The sequence below is a fragment of the Hymenobacter defluvii genome, from assembly GCF_017589435.1.
Taxonomy (GTDB): Bacteria; Bacteroidota; Bacteroidia; order Cytophagales; family Hymenobacteraceae; genus Hymenobacter; species Hymenobacter profundi.
Genome location: NZ_JAGETX010000002.1, coordinates 376,921 through 398,549, shown reverse-complemented (window position 1 = coordinate 398,549; position 21,629 = coordinate 376,921). Strand labels below are relative to the sequence as shown.

17 protein-coding genes and 1 tRNA gene are annotated in these 21,629 nt (G+C 56.5%); 10 read left to right on the top strand and 8 right to left on the bottom strand.

Annotated features, from left to right (window positions below):
- Nucleotides 1-187 precede the first annotated feature (187 nt).
- A complete protein-coding gene (locus J4D97_RS05795) occupies nt 188-1,615 on the bottom strand; it encodes an APC family permease (protein WP_208306756.1) in 1,428 nt (475 codons plus the stop codon).
- Between the two features lie 199 nt (nt 1,616-1,814).
- Between J4D97_RS05795 and J4D97_RS05790 the strand changes: the two genes are divergently transcribed.
- From J4D97_RS05790 to J4D97_RS05765, 6 genes are all read left to right on the top strand, one after another.
- The gene (locus J4D97_RS05790; RefSeq protein WP_185281695.1) at nt 1,815-2,765 is read left to right on the top strand and encodes a cation diffusion facilitator family transporter; all 951 of its coding nucleotides are present in this window, start codon (nt 1,815-1,817) and stop codon (nt 2,763-2,765) included.
- Nucleotides 2,766-2,830: 65 nt separating this feature from the next.
- Nucleotides 2,831-4,039, top strand: a complete 1,209-nt coding sequence (locus tag J4D97_RS05785; protein ID WP_208306755.1) for an amine oxidase — start codon at nt 2,831-2,833, stop codon at nt 4,037-4,039.
- A 21-nt stretch (nt 4,040-4,060) separates the two neighbouring features.
- Nucleotides 4,061-4,558 carry a phospholipase D-like domain-containing protein gene (locus J4D97_RS05780; RefSeq protein WP_208306754.1) on the top strand — a complete coding sequence of 166 codons (498 nt, stop codon included), beginning with the start codon at nt 4,061-4,063 and terminating at the stop codon, nt 4,556-4,558.
- Between the two features lie 207 nt (nt 4,559-4,765).
- On the top strand, nt 4,766-5,257 hold the full coding sequence (locus tag J4D97_RS05775; protein ID WP_185281692.1) for a methylated-DNA--[protein]-cysteine S-methyltransferase: 492 nt from the start codon (nt 4,766-4,768) through the stop codon (nt 5,255-5,257).
- A 226-nt stretch (nt 5,258-5,483) separates the two neighbouring features.
- Nucleotides 5,484-6,005, top strand: a complete 522-nt coding sequence (locus tag J4D97_RS05770) for an acyl-CoA thioesterase (RefSeq protein WP_185281691.1) — start codon at nt 5,484-5,486, stop codon at nt 6,003-6,005.
- Nucleotides 6,006-6,147: 142 nt separating this feature from the next.
- Nucleotides 6,148-6,714 carry a type 1 glutamine amidotransferase domain-containing protein gene (locus J4D97_RS05765; protein ID WP_208306753.1) on the top strand — a complete coding sequence of 189 codons (567 nt, stop codon included), beginning with the start codon at nt 6,148-6,150 and terminating at the stop codon, nt 6,712-6,714.
- Between the two features lie 65 nt (nt 6,715-6,779).
- Here J4D97_RS05765 and J4D97_RS05760 read toward each other — a convergent pair whose 3' ends face one another.
- Entirely contained in the window at nt 6,780-7,292 is a 513-nt protein-coding gene (locus J4D97_RS05760; RefSeq protein ID WP_208306752.1) for a DUF6992 family protein, read from the bottom strand.
- 74 nt (nt 7,293-7,366) lie between these two features.
- The gene (locus tag J4D97_RS05755) at nt 7,367-8,056 is read right to left on the bottom strand and encodes a porin family protein (RefSeq protein WP_185281688.1); all 690 of its coding nucleotides are present in this window, start codon (nt 8,054-8,056) and stop codon (nt 7,367-7,369) included.
- A gap of 211 nt (nt 8,057-8,267) precedes the next feature.
- Here J4D97_RS05755 and J4D97_RS05750 point away from each other — a divergent pair.
- Both J4D97_RS05750 and J4D97_RS05745 read left to right on the top strand, forming a co-directional pair.
- Nucleotides 8,268-8,342 (top strand) — tRNA-Val (locus tag J4D97_RS05750).
- 141 nt (nt 8,343-8,483) lie between these two features.
- On the top strand, nt 8,484-9,392 hold the full coding sequence (locus J4D97_RS05745; RefSeq protein ID WP_208306751.1) for a histone deacetylase family protein: 909 nt from the start codon (nt 8,484-8,486) through the stop codon (nt 9,390-9,392).
- A gap of 163 nt (nt 9,393-9,555) precedes the next feature.
- Here J4D97_RS05745 and J4D97_RS05740 read toward each other — a convergent pair whose 3' ends face one another.
- The 3 genes from J4D97_RS05740 to J4D97_RS05730 all read right to left on the bottom strand — a co-directional run bounded on the left by J4D97_RS05740 (nt 9,556) and on the right by J4D97_RS05730 (nt 12,751).
- Nucleotides 9,556-10,293: a methyltransferase domain-containing protein gene (locus J4D97_RS05740; protein WP_208306750.1), complete on the bottom strand. Its 738-nt coding sequence runs from the start codon at nt 10,291-10,293 to the stop codon at nt 9,556-9,558.
- A gap of 171 nt (nt 10,294-10,464) precedes the next feature.
- Nucleotides 10,465-11,577, bottom strand: coding sequence for a type III polyketide synthase (locus tag J4D97_RS05735; protein WP_208306749.1), 1,113 nt, complete (start codon nt 11,575-11,577; stop codon nt 10,465-10,467).
- A 55-nt stretch (nt 11,578-11,632) separates the two neighbouring features.
- The gene (locus J4D97_RS05730; protein WP_208306748.1) at nt 11,633-12,751 is read right to left on the bottom strand and encodes an NAD(P)/FAD-dependent oxidoreductase; all 1,119 of its coding nucleotides are present in this window, start codon (nt 12,749-12,751) and stop codon (nt 11,633-11,635) included.
- 175 nt (nt 12,752-12,926) lie between these two features.
- On the opposite strand from J4D97_RS05730, the gene J4D97_RS05725 reads away from it, so the two are divergent.
- Nucleotides 12,927-13,316, top strand: coding sequence for a T9SS type A sorting domain-containing protein (locus J4D97_RS05725; protein WP_208306747.1), 390 nt, complete (start codon nt 12,927-12,929; stop codon nt 13,314-13,316).
- Nucleotides 13,317-13,714: 398 nt separating this feature from the next.
- Here J4D97_RS05725 and J4D97_RS05720 read toward each other — a convergent pair whose 3' ends face one another.
- On the bottom strand, nt 13,715-17,269 hold the full coding sequence (locus J4D97_RS05720) for a PAS domain-containing hybrid sensor histidine kinase/response regulator (RefSeq protein ID WP_208306746.1): 3,555 nt from the start codon (nt 17,267-17,269) through the stop codon (nt 13,715-13,717).
- Between the two features lie 43 nt (nt 17,270-17,312).
- Nucleotides 17,313-18,680 carry a sigma-54-dependent transcriptional regulator gene (locus J4D97_RS05715; protein ID WP_208306745.1) on the bottom strand — a complete coding sequence of 456 codons (1,368 nt, stop codon included), beginning with the start codon at nt 18,678-18,680 and terminating at the stop codon, nt 17,313-17,315.
- Nucleotides 18,681-19,426: 746 nt separating this feature from the next.
- Between J4D97_RS05715 and J4D97_RS05710 the strand changes: the two genes are divergently transcribed.
- The gene (locus J4D97_RS05710; protein ID WP_208306744.1) at nt 19,427-21,544 is read left to right on the top strand and encodes a T9SS type A sorting domain-containing protein; all 2,118 of its coding nucleotides are present in this window, start codon (nt 19,427-19,429) and stop codon (nt 21,542-21,544) included.
- Nucleotides 21,545-21,629 lie beyond the last annotated feature (85 nt).

Below are 21,629 nucleotides of genomic sequence, written 5' to 3'. Positions count from 1 at the left end.
GGATAGGTAGGGATATGAAATCGTTTGTCATCCTGAACGCAGTGAAGGACCTTCTCACGCCAGAACGAGCCGCTTATACGATAATCGTTTAACTGACATAAGGTCCTTCGCGGGCGGACGCCAGATGAAGGATGACAGGCGCTTTGAGAAGACAAGCTTACAAAACGTTCCACAAGTATAGGCAGCCCTACTTAATAAATGGCCACCGCTTTTGCTGACGGCTCCAAAGCAGAAACGCCACCGCGCCCAGGGCCATCATACCCAGGGCGGCCACCTGAAAATAGAGGTTGAACCGGACCCCGCCCCATTCCACCGCCACCGGTGCAATGCCCACAAACACGAACAGCCACACGAGAATGACCAGAACAACGGGAAGTGGGTAAAGCGGCATCTTAAACGGCAGCGTTGCCGTGCCGCGCCGCCGCCGTAGCAGCACCAGCCCTACAGCCTGGCCCACAAACTGCACTAGAATACGCATGGCTAGAATGGCCGCAATCACCTCGCCCAACCGAAACAGTAGGCTGAAGACGAAGCCCACGCCGCCTAGCAGCAGCAACGAAACGTATGGAAACTGTTTGGTAGGGTGCAGCTTGCCGAACACAGGCAAAAACTCGCCATCCGCGGCGGCGGCGTAAGGAATACGGGAGTAGCCCAGCAGCACGGCAAACAGCGAGGCAAAGGCCACCAGCAGCACCATGGCCGTGGCTACTGTGGCGGCGGCCGGCCCATACAGTCGCTCCACAAACACGCTCACAATGAACTGCGATTTATCGCCAGCGCCGCTTTGCCAGCTCTGTACTTCCTGCCACGGAATAACGGTGCCCACGCTCCAGTTCATCAGCAAATACAGCCCCGCAATACCCACGATACTCAGGAAAATGCTGCGCGGAATCACCTTTTCTGGCCGTTTAATTTCAGCCCCTAAATGGCACACGTTGTAGTAGCCGAGGTAAGAGTAGATAGCGTTGACGGCGGCGTGGCCCATGGCCCCCGATAGCAGCAGGCCCGGTAAGGCTGGCACGCCCCCGCTAGGCAGCACGGCCACCGAATGATGAGCGTGCGTGAGGCCTCCGAAAATCAGCCAGCCCATGAGCGCCAGCACGCCTACCCACAGCGCCACGCCCAGCTTGCCGATGTCCTCGATGCGGCGGTAGAGCAGCACAATAAGCAGCAGTACCACGCTGCCAGCCACCAGCTTTGGTTGCCACCACTCAGTGAGGGGCACGAGGTAGCCGAAGTACTGCGCAAAGCCAATGGCACCCGAGGCCAGCACTAGCGGAGACTGAATCAGGGTTTGCCAGACGTAAAGAAACGACATCAGCCTACCCCACTTCTGCTCGCCATAGGCCAGTTTAAGAAAGCGGTAGCTGCCGCCGGCCTCGGGGTAGGCTGCACCCAGTTCGCTCCAGACCAAGCCATCGATGGCGGCCAGGGCGGCGCCTACTAGCCAGGCCAGCAGAAAGTTGGGTCCCATAAAGCCCATAACCAAGGGTAGGGTGACGAATGGTCCAATGCCCACCATGTCTATCATGTTGAGGGCGGTGGCCTGTACCAAGCCAAGGCGGCGCTGCAACATAGGAACTGGGGTAGGGGTGTCGGAGTCGAGGTGAGCCATAAGCAGCGGAGAGGGAGCGTAACGAGGGTAGAAAGCCGCGCCGCGCCGAAATGTTTGCCATAGCGTGCGTTTGCACGGGCCGCACCAGCACCAGCAGCATTTTTGCTTTCGATCCAGCTCCTTCGCGGCGCATGTGCAGACTAGGCGTTCTTAACCTTGCCCTGAGCCCCACCGTAAGGAAGAGGTATATCCCTCTTCTATGGCCGGAAAATCTTCTTCTAAATTAGTTATTTACGGGGCCATCGGGGCCAATGTCGCCATTGCTATTGCCAAGTTTGTAGCTACTTATTTCACGGGTAGCTCGGCTATGCTGTCGGAAGGTATTCACTCTTTGGTAGACAGCGGCAATGGCTTGCTGCTACTCTACGGTTTGCACCAAAGCACAAAGCCGGCCTCTATAGAGTTTCCGTTTGGGCGCAGCAAAGAGCTGTATTTCTGGTCGTTGATTGTGGCCGTGTTGGTGTTTTCGGTGGGCGGCGGCATGTCTATCTACGAAGGTATTGCCCACATTAAAGAACCCGCTCCCATCACCGACCCTACCTGGAATTACTGGGTGCTGGCGTTGGGTATCCTGTTTGAGGGTACGTCTTTCCTGATTGCCATGCGGGAGTTCAACAAAAGCCGGGGCACTGTAGGATGGGTAGCTTCGCTACGCCGCAGCAAAGACCCCTCGGTATTTGCCATCCTGATGGAAGATTTCGCAGCCCTTATTGGCTTGGTCATCGCCCTGCTGGGGGTGTATTTCGGGCATGCGCTCAACAACCCCTACCTCGATGGGGCCGCCTCCATCTGCATAGGGCTGCTGCTGGTGTGCGTGGCCATTTTCCTGATTCGTGAAACCAAAGGCCTACTCATTGGCGAAGGCGTGGACCGCGACACCCTCAACGACTTGCTACAGATTGCCCGTCAGCGCGATACCGTAGACCAAGTGCGCCCACCACTCACGTCCTACCTTGGCCCCGAAGATGTTATCCTGGCCCTCGACGTGCAGTTCCGCCGCGACCTGAATGCGGTAGAGATAGAGCAAGCCATCGACGATTTACAAGATGATATCCGGGAGAAATACCCCGAGTTCAAGCGCATTTTCATCGAAGCCAAGTCCCTTGGACAGAAGCATCGCACCACCGAAATCAGCGGTTCGCCGCAGTAAATGGTGAGATGGTGAGTAGTCATTTCACTACTCACCATCTCACCACTACCCAAACTCCTACGCCCATGCAACCCTACGACCACGCCGCTACTTCTCCTTTTCAATCGTTCTGGATGGCCGGTTACGAGTGTACGGATCAGCTGAACGCCTTCGGCCACCGTGTCGATTTCCTACCCCTCACCGGGCATTTGCAACTGATAGAGCAAGATTATCAGGACATTCAACGCGAGTTTCAGATGCAGACGGTGCGCGAAGGTATTCGCTGGAGTCAGATTGAAACCACGCCCTACCACTACGACTGGAGCACCGTGCAAGCGATGCTGGAAGTGGGGCAGCGCTTGGGCGTGCAGCAGATCTGGGACCTATGCCACTTTGGCTACCCCGACGACCTCACGCCCCTGCACCCCATGTTTGCGCGGCGCTTTGCGGCCCTGTGCCGGGCCTTTGTGGACTTCTATCGCCAGCAGCGCCCTGAAGGCGAACTGATTGTGACGCCCATCAACGAAGTGAGCTTTATGTCGTGGCTGGGAGGCGATGTACGCGGTACTTCGCCCTACTGCGTGGGGCAGGGCTGGGAGGTGAAGCGCGGGCTGATGCGAGCCTACATCGAAGGCGTGGCCGCTCTGCGTGAGGCCGACCCCGGCATCCGGATTCTCACCACCGAGCCGCTTATCAACGTGGTACCGCGCTTGGGGGCGGGTAGGGCCGAGCGCCAGCGCTGCGTGGAGTTCACCAACAACCAGTTTCAGTCGGTGGATATGCTGGCCGGGCGCTTGTGCCCCGAGCTGGGCGGCCGCGAGGAGTACCTGGATATTCTCGGCTTCAACTTCTACTACGACAACCAATGGCAGCTGGACCCGCACGAAACCATTGGTTGGGCCGATACGCCGGCTAACCCGCGCTGGACGCCCTTGCACAAGTTATTGCAAATGGCCCACCGCCGTTACGGCCGCCCCGTGGTGCTCACCGAAACCAGCCACCCCGGCATCGACCGGCCTAAGTGGTGGCACTACATTGGCCAGGAGTGCGCCCAGGCGCTGCAAGCTGGCGTGCCGCTGTGGGGGGTGTGCTGCTACCCCATCATCGACCGGCCCGACTGGGACTTCCTCGACAACTGGCACCGTTCTGGTCTGTGGGATGCCGAGCTACGGCCCGATGGCCCGCCGTTACGTATCTTAGATCAGCCTTCGGCCGAGGCGTTGCGGCAGGCGCAGGCCACCGTGGCGGCCGCTCGGCCCCGACGGCAGCCCAAGCCGGCGCTTTCTTTTTCTTAACCTCCGAATTTGCTACCCGCAGTGCCTCATTCGATTACTCCCGTTCCGCTTTCTACCCCGCCTGCCCGCACGCCCCACGCCGAGGTGCACTTTAGTCCGCACGACGACTGCGCGGGCGCCATTCAGCGCTTCATTGGGCGAGTATCCGAAACGCTGGACGTGTGCGTGTTCACCATTGCCGACGACCGGCTGACGGCCGCCCTACTGGAAGCCCACCAGCGCGGCGTGCACGTGCGCATCCTCACCGACAACGAAAAGCTCGACGACCTGGGCTCCGACATCCGCCAGCTGCATAAAGCCGGCATCAACGTGCACGTTGACCGCACCGAGAACCACATGCACCACAAGTTTGCCGTGGCCGACAACCAATCGGTGCTTACCGGCAGCTACAACTGGACGCGCTCGGCGGCCTACTACAATCAAGAAAACCTGCTCATCACCGACGACCCCGCCATCGTGCGCCCCTACGCCCGCGAGTTCGAGCGCCTCTGGAGCGGCATGGCGCGGTTTGAAGGGTAGGGGTGAGATGGTGAATGGTGGAATAGTTAGTAAAACCGTCTGTCATCCTGAACGCAACTGAGCGAAGTATAGGAGCTTCTCACGCGAGAACGACAGGCTTGTTAACGACTCGTCTTCACGTTCATCGTTCTCATGTGAGAAGGTCCTTCACTTCGCTACGTTCAGGATGACAGACGGTTTTACTTCAAAAACTCACAACTTCACCATATGCCCGAAGCCTACCTTTCTACCCCACTGGGCCTGCTGAGCTTGCGTGGGTCCGATGCTGGACTGGCCGCGGTGACCTTTCTGGACGAGCCGCATGGCCAGGCGCCTACCCCCGTAGCAGAAGTGCCCGAATGCTTGCGTGAGGCGCATTGCCAACTCAAAGCCTACTTCGCGGGCGAGCTGCGGGAATTTAAGTTGAGGTATCATTTCGAGAAAGGCACTGATTTTCAGCGGCAAGTGTGGGCGACACTGCTGGGGGTAGGCTACGGCCGCACGGCTTCCTACCTCGATCTGGCCCGGCAATTGGGCAACCCTGGTGCGGTGCGGGCAGTGGGAGCAGCCAATGGACAAAACCCCTTGGGCATTGTGCTCCCGTGCCACCGGATTATTGGAGCCAATGGTCAGCTAACGGGCTATGCCGGTGGGCTGCACCGCAAAAAATGGCTGCTGCAACACGAGCGCCCCACCGGGCAGGGCGAGTTGTTTCGATAGGGGTAGCTGTTAGCTTCTAGCTGCTGGCTATTGGCTTTTTTACCAACTTGCACTGTTTCATACGCAGAACAGCACTCGTTCATTTTTGTCCGACTGCTTCAATAACCAGTTGATTCAGCTGCCGAGCTTCTACTGCCGTATGGTGCTGCCAGAACAAAAGCTAGCTGACTTGCCATCGTCAGAACATAAGCTAACAGCCAACAGCTACTAGCTACCAGCCAAATACATGCCCACTGCCCTGCTCCAAACTCCCGAAAGCACCCACCGCGTCTACCTGCAAGATTGCGACATGCTGGGCCACCTCAACAACGCCCGCTACCTCGACTATTTCCTTAATGCCCGCGAGGACCACACCACTCAGCACTATGCCCTGAACCTGGGTCAACTGGCCCAACAGCAGAATGCGGGCTGGGTTATCACCAAGCACCATATCAGCTACTTGCGCCCGGCGCGCCACGGCGAGGTAGTGCGTATTCGCACCCAGCTCATCCATTTCGACAACTCCAACCTGGTGGTGGAGATGCAGATGCTGCACGAAGACGGCTTGCGCCTGAAAGCCGTGCTGTGGTCGGAGCTGGCCTTTGTGCGGGTAGACAGCGGTGTGCGCGCCGACCATTCCGATGCCCTGATGGATATGCTGGAGCAGCTGGATGTGGAGGACGTGGACTACGACCCCGATGGGTTTGACGAGCGCGTGCGTCGGTTACGCAAGGAGCTGAAGCAGTTGCGCCGCGAGGGCGAAGAGTAAAGCACACGTAGCATAGCGTTTTGGGAGTACTAGGGCAAAATTTTATGCTTAACCCCCTGGTACAGGTTGCGTTGAATACCTAGCGGCATAGCCGTAAAACGGTGCCGTAATTATTCTCTGTACCACCCAAAACACCTAGACCATGAGCATTTTTGGCAGCGATAAATTGAAAGGTAAGAAAGTAGCCATCTTGGCTACCGATGGCTTCGAGCAGGTAGAACTGACTGAGCCGAAGAAATTTCTGGAAGACGAAGGCGCCCAAGTGGACGTCATTTCCCTGAAAAGCGGCTCCATCAAGGGCTGGGATAAAACCGACTGGGGCAAAAAAGTAGACGTAGACAAAGTAATTGACGACGCGAAAGTGGCCGATTACGATGCCTTGGTGCTACCCGGCGGCCAGATCAACCCCGATAAGCTGCGCGTAGAGCAAAGCGTGGTAGATTTTGTAGGCGAGTTTGCCCGTTCCGGCAAAACCGTAGCTGCCATCTGCCACGGCCCCTGGACGCTAATTGAAACTGGCTTCGTACGTGGCAAGCACATGACCAGCTACCCCAGCATCAAAACCGATCTGAAAAACGCCGGCGCCAAATGGTCCGACGAAACCGTGGTAGTCGACGGCAACCTCATCACCAGCCGCAACCCCGATGATATTCCGAACTTCAATAAGAAGATCAAAGAAGCATTGGTAGGCGAAACGGTAGAAGCCTAACATCCTACCTCTAGAAGCACAAAGCCCCGGCTGCTCAGCAGCCGGGGCTTTGTGCTTCTATCTGCTTACCCTACTAGTTGTAGAAGCTGCGCCGCAAAACGATGGTATAGCAGATAAAGCCCACTATCAAACAGCAGCAAAAAACCACCCTGTAGCCACAACGACCGGCCAAACCCCAGCAGCCGGACCGGCTTGGAGTCGGTGGCGGCGCGGGCCTGCAGCCAGCTGCCGATGCAGAGGTAGGCCACATCGAGGCCCAGGTTGAGCACCAGCAGCTTCTCGAAGTTGAACTGCGCCGTTAGGCTATCGGCTAGGGTAAGATTACCCACGCCATACGGGTTAGCGCGCAGTAGCCCTACCACAGCTAGCAGCAGGTTCACCACGTTCCAGCCCACATTCATCAAGTGAAAATGATGCGGCATGGTGCGTGCGTCGGTGCGGGCTATAAAGTAGCCGCTCACCAACAGGTTCAGCAAGGCCCATCCGCCCAACACGGCCATGGCTCGCTCGGCCACTAGCTCGCGGGCTTGGTTGATGGCGGGTAGGGCTGCCGTAGCCAGGAGTAGGGTAGAAGCCATGCGAAACTGAAAAGTGCTTCAACAAAAAAGGAAGACGCCTGGCGCCTTCCTTTTTGTTGAAGCTGATGGTGAAGCTAGTTGGAAATGCCCAAGCCCAGATACACTTGGAAAGCTTGGTTGCGTACGTCGCCACTGGGCACGTTAATTTGCCCAGCCGTGCCCGTAGTAGCATAGCCGTCTTTGCGGATTTTGGCTAGGCCCAGGTCGTAGCGGCCACCTATGCGTGCGGGCCCAACGCGGAATTCTATACCGCCTACTACGCCGTAGTCGAGGGAGTGGTAGCCGTAGTCATCAATGCTCTGGTCGACGCCGGCGTTTTTCACTTTCGTGAGCAAGGCAACCTGCGGGCCTACGTGCACGCTCACGTTATCGAGGAAGTTGTACGTGAGTAATACGGGCACCTTCAGGTAGTCGAGGCGGTTTACGCGCTGCTCCGTTGTGCCGCCCTGGGTTTGATCGTAGCGGTAGCCTTGGCGCGAATACAGCAGCTCGGGCTGGATGGCCACTTTGCTGCTGAGGCCAAACTGTGCATACACACCAGCATGGAACGTGTTCAGGTTTTCGCGGGCGGGAATGCCACCCTTGTCGTCGCCGTGCACGTTGGTGAGGTTGAAGCCGCCTTTCACCCCAAAACCGTTGTTGCGCGAGTCGGAGCTAGAACGAAAATAATCTGTAGAGGACATGGCACCACCGGGCCGCACCTGGGCATGGGCCAAAGAGAAGGAGGCAGCAAAAGCTACAAGCAGAAGCGTAATCTTTTTCATAAGTAGAAGGAAATCAAGCGGAGTAAAAAGTAAAAAACGAGCAACTGCAAGTGCGCGGCTCGCATAACATCCGTAAGCGGCTATACTTCGCCGTGGACAGAAAGTTGCGTAGGCAGGATAGTTGGCGTAAAAAATACCAGTGAAAATACTTGCTGCTACGGCGCTGCGTCGTATCTTAGCTGCTAATCCCGGCCGCCGCCAGCGGGCTTGCGGGGCGTTAGCTCAGTTGGTTCAGAGCGCTACCTTGACAGGGTAGAGGTCACTGGTTCGAGCCCAGTACGCCTCACGTAAGTCTGCAAAACATCGTGAGTGAGGCCGATTTGGAATCTGCCGACGGTTTTGCCAACGATGCAGTACCTGAGTCACCCAAAAAGCCCGACCTACCGGCCGGGCTTCTTTGTGCGCCGGCTGCCCCCATCCCTACCCTATGCTGCCTGTTGCCTGGGTACCCTGCTACGCCCACCCGCTGCCCGAAAACCACCGGTTTCCCATGCTCAAGTATGAGTTGCTGCCCGCGCAACTGCTACGCGAAGGCATCATCACCGAAGCCGACCTGTTTGCGCCCGCGCCGGCCGCCGCCGCGGATATTCTGCGCGTGCACACCGCCGACTACTATCACCGCGTTACGACGGGCCAGCTTACGCGGCAGGAAGAGCGGGCCACAGGTTTTCCGTGGAGCCCGCAGTTGATAACGCGGGAAATAACCATTCTGGAAGGCACCTTGGAGGCCGCGCGCCGCGCCTTGCAGATGGGAGTAGCACTCAACATTGCCGGCGGCACTCACCACGCGTTTGCCGATCGAGGCGAAGGGTTCTGCCTATTCAATGACCAGGCAGCGGGCGCCGCCTACCTCCTAGCTCAGCCAGAACTCGGCATAGATAAGGTGCTGATTGTGGACCTCGACGTGCACCAGGGCAACGGCACGGCCCGTATTTTCGAGCACGAGTCGCGTGTGTTCACGTTCTCGGTGCACGGCGCCCGCAACTACCCCGGCCGCAAAGAGCACTCTGACCTGGACCTGCCCCTCCCCGACGGCACCACCGACGCCGGGTATCTCAAGCTGCTAGCCGATACCCTACCCCGCCTGCTCGACGAGGTACAGCCGGATTTCGTGTTCTACCAGGCTGGCGTCGATGTGCTGGCTACTGATAAGCTGGGCTACCTCAGCCTCACCCGCGAAGGCTGCCGTCAGCGCGACCAACTGGTATTGCGCCTCTGCCACCAGCACCGCCTACCCGTGGTGGTGTGCATGGGCGGCGGCTACTCTCCCCGCCTCGCCGACATCCTCGACGCCCACGTCAACACCTTCCGCACCGCCGCGGAGATATGGGGGTAGTTGTGAAATGGTGAGTAGTGAAATGGTGAAGTTGTGAATGCAAAAGCGTCTGTCATTCTGAGCTTGTGAAGGGGATTGTCGCCTGATAACGAACATCTTAACAACGACTCGTTCACGCCTGATAAGGTCCTTCGCAAGCTCAGGATGACAGACGCTTTTGCATTCACAACTTCACCATTTCACTACTCACCATTTCACCATACAGCACCACTTGCCAGCGAAAGGCCCAGCACCAGCGCAACGAGTAGTGCTGAATACCGGCGGCGGCCAACAGGCGTTGCCAGTCCTGGCGGGTGAAGGCGCGTGCCACCGATAGCGGAGCATCGTGCCGCACGAGGTAGGAGCCGCCCAGCAGACGCGTTAACCAATGGATGCTGTAGTAAGCCAGTGGGTGACGATGCAAATCGTTGATAACCACGGCTACACGGGCCTGCTGGTGCCATTGGCGCAGCAGCGGCACCAGCTCCGCATCGGTAAAATGATGGCAGAACAGGCTGCACGTGAGCACGTCGAATGGCTGGCGCTGGAATTCGTTGGAGAATATATCCTGCTGCTGAAAGCTGATTTCGGGGTAGGCGCGGGCTTTGTCGGCGGCGTATTGCAGCATGAAAGCATTGGCGTCAATGCCAACCAACTCAACGGGTAGGGCCTGCCGCCGCGCCCAGCGGGCAACATGCCGGAGCGTGTCGCCGCCGCCGCTGCCCAGGTCGGCTAGGCGGAGCGGGTGGTTGGGCGGCCAGTGCGGACGCAGGACGGCCAGGGCCGTCAGCACCGGGCGGTAGCCGCCCAGCCACGTATTGATGGTTTCCAGCTCGTCGAGGTTCTGCCGTAGCGCGTCGGATGCCAACGTTAAATCATCCATCAGCTCCGGCTGCGTAGACCGGCGGCTCAAGTCAGGCATGTGGGAGATGGTGAGTGGTGAAATGGTGAGTTTGTGAATAAAATACGTCTGTCATCCTGAACGCAGTGAAGGACCTTTTCACGTAAGAACAATAGGCATAACAACGACTCGTCCTCACGTGAGAAGGTCCTTCACTGCGTTCAGGATGACAGACGTATTTTATTCACAAACTCACCATTTCACCTCCATTAACAGCGCTTCCAGCGTAAGACCGGGACCGAAAGCGAAGCTAAGCACAGGCGCGCCGTCCTGGGCAGGTGTGAGGTCCCGCATCAATTCAGCCAAAACGAACAGCACCGTGGCCGACGACATATTGCCGTAGTCGCGCAGTACTTGGTAGGCAAAGCGGTTGTCGTGATGCGTGAGCCCCAAGGCCTGCTCGATGGCCTCCAGAATGCGCCGCCCACCCGGATGAATCGCGAATAGCTTGATGTCGCTCATGCGGACCGGCAAGCGAGCCAGCAGTCCATCAGCCAAATGCTGAATGCCCTGCTTGATCAGGCCTGGCACGTAGGACGAAAGTGTCATCTCGAAGCCAAAATCGTTGATGTGCCACGCCATATCGGCGCGGCCGTCGGGCACTAGGTCGCAGTGGAAGGCTTGCAGCGATAGGCTGGGTCCGTGGGCGGCCGGCTGGGCTTGCACTAAGGCTGCCGCTGCGCCATCACCAAACAAGGCATTGGATACCAAATCATCGTCGTCGCGGCGCTTCTGAAAGTGCAGGGTGCACAGCTCGGCGCACACCACCAACACGCGGGCTTGCGCATCGGCCCGACAAAAGGCGTCGGCCAGCTTCAGGCCATTGAATGCGGCGTAGCATCCCATAAAATTGACGCATGTGCGCTGTACATGGGGGCTCAGTCCTAGGGCTTCTACCAGTTCAATATCAAGCCCCGGTGCATACATGCCCGTGCAACTCACCGTTACCAAGTGCGTGATGCTGTGGGGTAGGGAGGCATCCTGCAGTTGCGTAAGGCAGGACTGCACGGCGGCCACGGCCAGCGGCAGCGCGTGGGCGCGGTACTGTTCCATGCGCGGCCCTACCCTAGGGAATGGCTCTAGCTGCGGGGTGTTGGGAAAGAACGTGAAGTTGCCGTTTTCCTCGGCATAGTCGGGTAGCACGGAATAGCGCTGCCCAATGCCAGAGGCCCGGTACAGGGCCCCTAGGCGGCGGGTTTCTGCTTCATCAAACGATAAAGCATCGGCCATGAAACGGGCAATCTGAGATTGAGGAATGCGGTGGGGAGGATTGGCCGTGCCAATAGCACACAGGTAGCTGGTCATTGCTGACAGTATACGCAATTTATTGGGTGGCAGCGCGAGGGTAGCATAATCATGTTCAGAAGGGCTGCCCGTGCGTGCGCGCCACCAGCGCCTGCACGGCGCCGGGCCAGTGACGCAGCCCACCTATCACCCAGTCGCTAAGGCGGGGCTGCCCAAACAGCCGTTGCACCAACCGCCCTACCCGCAGGCGGGCGCCAAATTGCTGTTGCCAACTGTGGGTGTATGCTGCTTCTAACGCGGCCCGATGTATATGGCCCTGCAAAAAACGGTGAGCGTGCCCAGCCGCGAGGTAGGCGCCGTGTAGTGCCATCGCCATGCCGTTGCCGCACAGCGGCGTAATCAGGCCAGCAGCGTCGCCGCACAGGAGCACGTGGTCTTCCACGCAGGATTTGGGTGCAAAGGAAATTTCGTTGATGACTTCGGGCTGCGGGTAAAGCTGCTCGGCGCTGGTGAGAATGGCGCGCAGGTGCGGGTTGCGCATGAGTACCTGTGCTTCCAGCCCGGCAATAGTGCCGTGGGCCTTCAGGTTGCGGCGGGTAGTAAGGTAGCAGAAGCACAGCTTGTCTTCCTCAATAGCCGAAAACCCCGCGTAGCCATCGGCGAAGTTGTGCAGGGAAATCAGGTCGCGGGGGTGGCCGGGTAGGCGCAGGTGGTACTTCACGCCCAGGTAGGGCGAGCGTTGCTGAAAGAAGGGACGTTGCAGTTGGCGGTCCAGGTTGGCGCGCTTGCCGTAGGTGCCCAGCACTAGGCGGGCCGTTAATACGCGGCCGTCAGCCAGGGTAGCGTGGTGTTGGTCGGCTGCGAGGTCGTAGGTCACGGTGGTGACGGTTGCCCCTTGTTCCACCGCCACGCCGCGCGCCTGCGCCAGCTCTGCCAAGTAATGATCGAGCCGGTAGCGACTTATCCCAAACCCGCCCAGCGCAAGCGGGGCCGAAAGCAGTGCGCCGCCTGGCGCGCTCACCTGTAAGCGGGTAATAGTGGCAGGCCCCAAAGGCTCGGGTGATGCTCCCAGCCGATGTAGGTAGGGCACCACTTCTTGGGAGACGTACTCGCCGCACACCTTATGAAAAGGGTAGCGTTTGCGCTCCACCAGCATCACCCTATAGCCGCGCTGCCGTAGGTCGAGAGACGCCGCCAGACCTGCTAAGCCACCGCCGATAATGAGAACGTCCAAATTTTTTTGTGGGCTAACGTGTTGGAAGGGAAGTAGTAACTAAGGTTAATTTCGTAGATAAATTATATTTTGCTACAATTGCCAAAATTGTCTATATATCTTTGTAAACCTAATAAAATACCAGCCGTTAAGAACCACAGACTGGCTGATAATACGTCCATTCTATTTTCCGTCTATGATGAAACGATTACATTATTTGCTCTTTATACTACTAATGGGCAGCGCTAGCCTTATTGGTAGTGCCGTACCCACTCGCGCAGCTGCTCAGTCAGCAAACACACGTGTGGGTTTTCCCAAGGCTACCCTGGCCGATGAAAAATCGGTGTTGGTTTATCCCAATCCCAGCACAGGCATTGTGCACCTTACCATCAATGGTTTTGAAAACCGACGGGTAGAGTTGCGGGTGCTGAACGTTATTGGGTCGGTGGTGTACCGTGAACTGCTCACAGAGCTAAGCGACCGTGCCACCAAAACCTTGGATTTGAGCAAGATATCCAGCGGCCTCTACTATATTAAGTTGGAGGGCGACAACGTAAGCGAAATGCGCAAACTAGTAATTCGCTAAGCAATTATCAGTAGTTGCGCTGAGAATGTGTAATTCTTTTTCGCAGCGGCAGACGGCAGTAGATTATAAATCCGACAAAAAACAACGGGGGCCTCCTAGATAGGAAGCCCCCGTTGTTTTTTCGGAGTCCGAAAATTACTGACGGGCCGGTACAGTTTCCGGCTGCATCATTTCTTTCAGATTATTTACGGTGCTAAGGGCGAGTACAGCAGTTGCGACAATCAGACCCAAGAGAATTAACCAAGACATAAAAAGAGAATTAAAGGAAAAGAAAACCAACTGCTACCAGCAATTGGGTAGTGCTGTAAGATAAACAGCTTTCTAGTACTTCAACCCTAAAAAACGTTTTTGAGTTGTGGTATAATTATGTGCTTTTAAAAATAAAGCTCTTTCGGCCGCTACTCAGCGCCGAACTCTTGCTCTAGCTGGGCAATAACCAGTTCCGTTATCTGCCGCACCTGCTGCACCTGCTGCGTGGCAGTAGGCACGTCGGGAGGCGCTTGCTGGCAGGCTTCCAGCTGGCGAATGACGGTATGAAGCGGCCGGATGTGCATGCCATCGAGCGAGCTTTTGAGGTGATGCGCCGTAGAGCCCAACAATTTCCAATCGTTTGCCTCCAAGTGTTCCTCCATTTCGCGCACGCACGGCGGAGTAGTACGGATAAACAGATGTACCAGTCGCTTCACGAAGCCCTCGTTGCCGTGGGCCAGCCGGCGAATACCGCTCAGGTCGTAGAGTGGGGCGCTGTCGGGTAGGGGTTCTGCTGCTTCTATCATTGGCACAGGCTGTTTTTGCAGCACCGCCGAAACCGTACGGAACAGATCCTCCTCGCGGAAGGGCTTCGAGAGGTAGGCATCGAGGCCGGCCGAGCGGTAACGTTCGGCTTCGTCGCGCAGGGCGTGGGCCGTGAGGGCCACAACGGGGGTAGCTGCCCGCTGCGCATCGGGGTGGCGCCGCAACTGTCGGGTGGCCTCCACGCCGTCCATGCCCGGCATCTGAATATCCATGAGCACCACGTCGTAGGAGTTTTGCCAGAATAGCGTGAGTGCCTCCGAACCAGAAGAGGCCGTATCGACGTGCATACCCCAAGTGCTCAGCAGCGTTTCCACCAAAAACTGGTTGACAGCGTTGTCTTCGGCCAGTAGCACACGGCGCTTGCCTAGGGTATGGTAGCGGGGCGCGGGTTCCGCAGCGGTAGTAGGAGTAGCCTCTTCAGCTGGCTGGAAAGGTAGGGTGAACAGGAAGGAACTACCTTCGCCTACTGTGCTTTCAGCTGAAAGCTGGCCGCCCAACAGCTCCACCAGCCCGCGCGAAATACTCAGCCCCAGGCCCGAGCCGCCGTACTCGCGGGCCGTCGACGAAGATGCCTGCGTGAAAGGCTCAAACATGTGCTCCAGCTGCTCGGCCGGAATGCCGATACCCGTATCGAGCACCGAAAACTGAAAGCGGGGCTTCTCATGAGCGGCACTCAGGCGGCGGCAGGCCAGCAGTACCCGCCCGTGCTCCGTGAATTTCACGGCATTGCTAAGTAGATTGAGCAGTACTTGCCGCAGGCGGTAGGGGTCGCCCGTGACGAAGGTAGGCGTGGTTTCGGGGGGCAGCTCCAGCTCCAGCGACACGCCTTTTTCGGCGGCGCGGGGCTGCACCATTTGCTGGCTGGCGTACAGCACATCGCGCAGGTCAAACGAAACCGACTCCAGTTGTAGTTTGCCGGCGTCGAGTTGGGCCATGGCCAAAATGTCGTTGATAACTACCAGCAACGCTTCAGCCGAGTGCCGGATATGGCCCAGGTACTGGTTCTGCTGCTCGTCGAGCGGGGTTTTGGCCAGCAGGTTGGCAATACCCAGAATCCCGTTCATGGGCGTACGAATTTCGTGGCTCATATTGGCCAGAAACTCTTGCTTGGTGCGCGCCGTCGCCTCGGCGGCTTCTTTGGATTCGCGCAACTCCTGCTGCGCACGCTTTATATCGGTGATATCGGTGCTTACACCCAATACCTGCAACATGCCATCAGCTAGCATAAAAGGCTGCTTTACAACGTGCAGCCACCGGATAGAGCCATCAGGATTCGTGAAGGTGTCCTCGTAGTCAACGGTTTGCTCCGTGCGCAGTACGGTTTGGTCGTACTCATGGTCCCGTTGCAAGTCGGCCGGGTCGGCGTGGAGGAGCTGGTAGGGCGTGCGCACAATCTCCGTGGTGCTAGAGCCGTAGAGTTGCGCCGTAGCCTGGTTGGCCAGGGTGTAGTTGCCGGCCTCGTTTTTCAGGTAGATGAGGGGCGTGATGGTATCAATTACTTGCCGGAACAAGCGGTTCTGCTCGGCCAGCCGATAGTTGGCAAGGCGCCGCTGCTCGTCTGCAATTTTCCACTGGGTAATGTCCTCAGCCGTGCCTAGCATCAGGCGTAAGCGGCCTTCCTCGTCGCGCTCAAACGGCGTGTGGCTACACCGAAACCACCGGGTAGAACCATCCCGATGCAGAAAAGCCAACTCAAGGGAATATACCTCGCCATCTTCCGCCTGTTGTACTTGTATGTTGTGTTGCTGGAGCTTGGCAAGCTCGCTGGGCACAATCAGGTGTTGCGGAGAAGCAGTGCCGAAGGTCAATAGCTCATCCGGTGTATAGCCTAGCGCCGTAATGGAATAATGGTTGACGTAGACGAATGAGGTTTGCTGTACGTCAAACGTATAAATCAGGTTGGGTGCCAAGCTGGTGATACGGTCCATGAGCAGGCGACTCTGGCGCAACTCCTCCTGTATTTGCCGGGTAACGGTAACGTCTTGCGCGCTGCCAATAAGCTGAATGGGCTCACCATTAGGCTGCCGGGTAAACGCAGCCAACTGTAGTCGCAGCCAGCGCCACTCGCCGTCGCGGCGACGTATGGGGTACTCAAATACCAGTGGCTGCTGCGTTGGAAGCTGCCCCCCTTCAGGCCAGTGGCTAATGATTTCTTCTATGGTTTCGGGAGCCATCAGGTGATGAACGATGGCTGGCCCCATCGCCTTCAACTCTGTCTCTGTGTAGCCTAGTAGCAGCTCTGTTTGCCGGTTAGAGTACGTGAGGTTGTTCTGCGTGAGGTCGAAGAGAAACACCATGCTAGGCACTGTATCGTTGATGCGCGATACAAACAGCTGGCTGTGCAGTAATTCTGCCTCGGCTCGTCGCCGGTCGGTGATGTCCGTTAGATAAATAATAGCCGACTGCTCCTCCGGAAAAGGCACTATCTGCCAGTGGTAGAAATGGCCACCCAGGCGCCGCTCCGTGGTTCGAATCTGATGCTGTTGCAGGGCCTGCTCTATTTCGCTGCGGACAAAGTCGCGGGTTTCCGCTTCTATTGGCTTCTCCAACACTTGCAACAGCGGCTCAGCGGCTGGGTTGGCATACTGCGCCCTACCCACGCGGTCGAACCGGATGAAGGGATTGGGGCTATGCTCTGAAAGCAGCGAGTATTGCCGGATTTTTTCCTGCGCCTGCTCGCGCTCCGTCACGTCCTCTAGGCTCCACAGGTGCAGCATCGTTTTGCCATCCTGCAACACCGGCAGGTATTCCTGCTGCAAGATTCGGCCGTTGCGTAGCCGTAGCAGCTGCCCGCTTATGCGGTTCTGCTCGGCAATGGCCTGCTCAATGGTTTCTGATACCAAGGCGGGCTCCCGGAAGCAAAGGGCCAATACCCGACGCATTTGGGCGTGGGTATAGCCCAAATAAGTTTCGGGTGGCTGCGTAAGCCCTACCATATCGCAGAAACGCTGGTTCACCAGCGCCACCTGCCTACCCTGGTTTTCGGCCAGTATAGCCGTACTCATCGTTTGCAGGAGGGTGCTCATCTGGCTGGCGGCCGCAAGCCCTTGCTGGGCCAGTTGCGCACGCAGGTCCCGCAGCTCGGCGGTGGTAGCCATCTGAGCCCGCGTCATCTGCCGCAAACGTCGTTGCAGGTGGCGATACGCGATAGAACTCATAAAACAAGTTGTATAGAAATAAGTAAAACAAGAAAACCAGTCGTTAGCTGACCCGGATTTCGTTGTTCTGTATCATACGATAGATAGTGGACTTGCCAATTTGTAGTTTCGCCGCCACCTGCAATATGTTTCCGTTGTGGTTGTCGAGGTAGCGCTGCACAATGGCTGCCGTCTGCGTTCGTAGCGACTCATCACCATCTGGCGTGTTGATTTCCTGGGTGGTGCTGGCGTGCCGCAACGACAAATCTTGCGGCTGAATGGTGTCGCCGTCGGCCAATACGGCGGCTAGCTCTACCACTGCTTTCAGTTCGCGCACGTTGCCGGGGAAGGGGTAGCGCAGCAGTTTCTGCTGGGCATCCGGCGACAGGCGACAATCGGCCATGTTGTTTTGGGAGCAGAAGGTTTGTAAGAACGACTGAGCCAATAGCAGCACATCCTGGCCCCGGTCGCGCAGCGGGGGGAGCAGAATGGGTAGACCCAGCAAGCGGTAGTACAGGTCTTCCCGAAAACGGCCCTGCTTCACCTCTTCTGTCAGGTCGCGGTGCGTGGCTACCATCAGGCGGGCATCAAAAGGGATTGGAGCGCTGCCGCCTACCCGCATCACCTCCCGCTCCTGTAGCACGCGCAGAAGCTTGGCTTGTAGGTTTAGGTCTAGCTCAGCAATTTCATCCAGAAAAAGTGTGCCCCGATGGGCTTCCTCGAATCGTCCAATGCGCCGGCTAACGGCTCCGGTGAAAGACCCTTTTTCATGGCCAAACAGCTCACTTTCAATAAGCTCACGCGGAATAGCAGCCACGTTTACGGCCACAAAGGCATTGTTGCGGCGCTCAGACCGGAAGTGAATGGCCTTCGCAACCAGCTCTTTCCCCGTGCCGGTTTCCCCACTCAGAGAAACCGTGATGTTGGTGCGGGCTGCCTTCTCAACCAAGGAAAATAATTGCTGCATTTGGGGGCTCTTTCCCAAAATAGCACGTTGTGGATCGTACTTCTGTCCAATTTGTTCCCGCAGTCGTTCGTTTTCCCGGCGTAGGGCCAGTTGCTGATTTACGTTGCCAATGGTGTTCCAAAGCCGGTCGGCTGTTTCTTCATCTTTTACAAGATAGTCATAAGCACCCTGGCGCAGCAGGCCAACGGCTGTTCGCACATCCTCCTGTCCCGAAATGATAATAACGGCTACTTCTGGCAGGCGCTCTTTTATCTGGCGTAGTACTACGTCGCCGGTGCCATCGGGTAGGGTATAGTCTAGCGTAATAAGGTCAGGCTTCTCGTTAAGATTATCCAGGCAGGACTGCGCTGTGGTAAAGCGTCGTACAATATATTCTGGATTCTGAGAGAGCTTATATTCAAGTAGTTCGCCATACCAAGCGTTGTCTTCAACAACGAATATGCGAAGGGTAGAGGATGCAATCATTGGGGAATGTAGCGGAGTAGCTGTGGTAAACAATGCGTCACATAGAAACTATACGTAATGTACAGCTTCTATATGGAGTGTAGCCCATTCAGCTGGGTTTTCAGTAGCTCGGAAAGAGAAAAAAAGAGAAACGGGGGTGGACAGTGCGAGTATAAGTAGGGAAAGCTACTCAATCAAATTTTCTCATAATAGGATTTTTATTCTCTTTATGGGATATTTAGATAAAAACCATAAAATTATATAATCCTTTAAATCAAATATTTACACAAAAATATAATTTAAAGGCAGTGAAATTGTACTGTGATTTATGAACGTGTTTATGGACTTTTCTAATCTTGATTATGAAACGCTTCTTCTACTTACCAACCTTTTTACGCCGTAAGGCGACGCTTCTGCTGATGATATGGCTGGGATGTACCGCAGCATTAGCCCAGAGTCCCATCACACGAGTCATTTACACCAAAGCGGGCACAGCAAAGGTAATAAAAGGCAATGCCACTGTTACGGCTCAGGTTAGGGTAGCAGGTCTCGTTGGCCTTAGCACTCAAACAACTCCGCTAGCATCCGGAAATGTTGTGAACGAAGGAAGTGCAGCCGATGAAGGCGTAGCATCCTTCAACAGCTACGCGCTGTTGAAGACAAGCATCTTGCAATCAGACGTTTCTACTATACTTAATACAAGCTTAGTGTCTGTAGTAGGGCTAACGGGTGCAGTAGAGTCAGCATCTACCTCGGTGCGCGTTGATATGGCCGAGACCATTAAAAAGGGTAACCGGGCGGGTGTTGTGCTCGGTGGCGATAACTCGCTGGTGAATGTTTCGGCGCTGAACTCCGTGTATGTGCAAACCTATCTGAATGAAACGCCCGTGCAGCGTATTCCGATTGCTGAGTTGGTTGGGGTTGAGTCGAGCTTGACTAGCTCCTTGCGCAATAACTTACCCCTGTTTAGCAACCGCCCTACCCGCGCTGGCTTCATTGCCAGCGGCGACTTCAATAAAATAGAACTGGTAGCAGGGGGGGTAGTAAATCTGAGCTACGGCATACGCTTTTACTACGCCTTTGGCTTCGACGACCAAAACTCTACTATTCAATATAAAGGGGCATTGTCGAACAACCTCAGCTCTGTGGATGGACAAGAGTACAGTGCTAAACCCCGCGGGGCCGACGGTTTGGTGTGCGTGAATGTGAATGCAAACATTGACAATCCGCAGAATGCCGCCAACGCTAGTCTGACTGACTTTGCGACGTTTAGAAACCTGCTGAACGTGAGCGTACTGAACTGCCCGGCTACCCTGCGCGTGAAGCTGCGTAGCGCAGTAGGCCCTACCGGGTACCGTGCCGGATTTGTGATCGGCAACGGTGGCCTGCTTGACCTAAACCTGTTGCAGAACGTGCGCCTAAGCACCTACCTAAATGATGCACTACAGGAAAGCGCTTCCGGAGCTAACTTGCTGCGGGTGAATGTGCTGCCCGACAACCGCTATTTCCTGAGCTTCCAAACGACGAAGCCATTCAACCAGGTACAGATCAGCCTGAATGGGGCAGTAAACGTGCTGGACAACTTGAACGTGTACTATGGCTTTGGCATTGAAGAAGCAGCTTTCAGCGACCCAGACCCAGTCTTTTCTGACTTTGAAGATCCTACCGATAAATTCCAAGTGGCTACCCTCACACCAAATGCCAGTGGTTTGGTGACAGTTAGTGCCTGTGCTTCTGTTATCGGCAGTAGCTGCGCAGGGTTTCAGGACCCAAGCTTTGCTGCCAAGCGCAACCTAACTACCACTTATGCTCAGATCAAGGGCTCATTGGTGAATTTAAATGTGAATCAGGGCTTGGCATTGGCCGTGAAGCTTAACGGTGCCAACAAAGTGGCAAGCGGGAAAGCAGGTAAAGCAGGCAACCGCACCGGATTTGTCTTCGACTACACCGACAACGGAGGACTAGTAGGGGGCCTGTTGAGCGCGGGTGTCTTATCCAATTTCACCATCACGACTTATCGCGAAGGCCAGACCACTGCTGGTAAAGGCAGTAATACCAGCGCGGTGCCGTCGCTGATAGCAGTGGAGAGCGTGTCGGGAGCCAACCTTGCGCAGGCCACAATCCTGGGGGGCAGCACAGGTCGGCAAGCCCTGTCTTTCGTAGCCACGCAGGATTTTGATTGGGTAGAGCTAACTACTACCAACACAGTAGGCACTGTGCAGGATACGCGCATCTATTACGCTTTTGCCGAGGAGCTGCGGGGCTTCTTTCCCGAAAACCTCGTAAATCCTACCAACCCGCTACCCGTCGAGATGACAGCCTTCACGGTGCGCGCCACAAACCAGGGAGGCGAACTACATTGGAAAACGGCTTCGGAGCAAAATAATAGCCTGTTTGTCGTGGAACGAGCCGTGCAGCAAGGCGCCGATGCCGTTTTCCAAGCTATTGGTCAGGTAGCTGGCGCAGGCACCACAACCACCGCCCAACAGTACCGCTACCTAGATGCAACGGCTGCCGAGCAGAGCACCGGCACGGTATACTACCGCTTGCGACAGGTAGACACCAATGGTAACGAGTCGTTTTCGCCGGTAGTAGCGGCCACGTTTGAAGAGCAAACACTGGCTGTGTCGCTTCAGCTGGCCCCCAACCCCGCCGGAGCAGCCGAGATGGTGCGTGTGCTGGTAGGATCTGTAAAAGAAGGTACTGGGGGGCAGCAACTGGTAGTGTATGACGCGCAAGGCCGACAGGTGAATGCTATGGCCGTAACAGATCGTGCTACCCTGCTCCCAACTCAGAACCTGGGCCAGGGCCTCTACCACGTGGTGCTACTGAACGCCGCTGGTAAGCGCCTCACCAGCCAGCGTCTGATTATTGCAGGACGTTAATCTGATACCATATAGACTTGTTCTTACGTTAGGATCCGTGTAAAAAAGAACGTCATGCTTCATCTGGCGTCCGCTTGTCGAAGCA